This window comes from Neisseria sp. P0021.S006 (assembly GCF_051956895.1).
In genome coordinates this window covers 1-954 of the sequence record NZ_JBQCWZ010000514.1, presented here as the reverse complement: position 1 = coordinate 954, position 954 = coordinate 1, and the positions used below count along the sequence as shown (strand labels likewise).

Below are 954 nucleotides of genomic sequence, written 5' to 3'. Positions count from 1 at the left end.
CCAATGAAGTTTGGGAAAGGGTATTTATATCACACTTTGCCGCCGCGCTGATAACGCCGGCGGTTTCTTTTGATATGTTGCAAGTTTGCTTCTAGTCTTCAGACGGCCTTGTCGGAAGGTAAACGTCAAAACGCGTGCTTTTGCCTGTGTATTGATAAGCAGGTTTGCGCCCGTCGAGAAATTCGCCCAAGCGCGGGCGTTTGACGACAATGCGCTTTTTGGCAGTATTCAACGCTGTGTCCAGAAGCTCTGCTTCGTCTTGAGCTGCGCCGACCAAGTCGTGGAAATAGGACATTTCTTTTTTCACGGCGGCGGTTTTGCGGCGCTCCGGATACATCGGGTCGAGGTACACCACATCGGGCCTGCCGTTTTGAGTAGCCAATTTCTGCATCAAATCAACGGAATTGCCGAAATGCAAAGTAATGCGTTGGGCAATCTCCCGTGCCTCTTCACTTTGCCCTGCCCTGTTGAGGCCGTCTGAAAGTAGACAGGCAACGGCAGGATTTTGTTCAAAAGTTTGTACATTCAAACCCAACGAGGCAAGCACAAAACTGTCGCGTCCCAGTCCGCCGGTAGCGTCCCAGACAGTCGGTTGCGCAGTGTGGTTGACGGCTTTGGCAATCAACTCGCCTCCGCCTTTAGTACGCCGATAATGGGCGGTACCGCCATCAAAATCAACGCGGACACGGCCTTTTTCACCGGAGCGGCACAAGCTGATGCCGCTTTCGTCAGCAATAAGGAAACTGCCTTCTTCAGGCTGTCGGTCGATAACGGTCAGCCCGAACGGCTCGGCAAGGCTGCGAAGTTCGGCGGATGCGGTTTCGTCAAAATAAATCTTGTACATAAGGCTTATGTTTCAGACGGCCTTGAAAATTCAGGCCGTCTGAACGTTTTAATTGATGTCCAAGCGTTCCATGCGGTAGCGCATAGAGCGGAAGCCTGTCTATTATACAC

1 protein-coding gene is annotated in these 954 nt (G+C 51.9%); it reads right to left on the bottom strand.

Features of this window, described 5'->3' with window-relative positions:
• Nucleotides 1–91: 91 nt before the first annotated feature.
• Nucleotides 92–844 carry a class I SAM-dependent methyltransferase gene (locus ACTHUM_RS15365; RefSeq protein ID WP_440403335.1) on the bottom strand — a complete coding sequence of 251 codons (753 nt, stop codon included), beginning with the start codon at nucleotides 842–844 and terminating at the stop codon, nucleotides 92–94.
• Nucleotides 845–954: the final 110 nt, after the last annotated feature.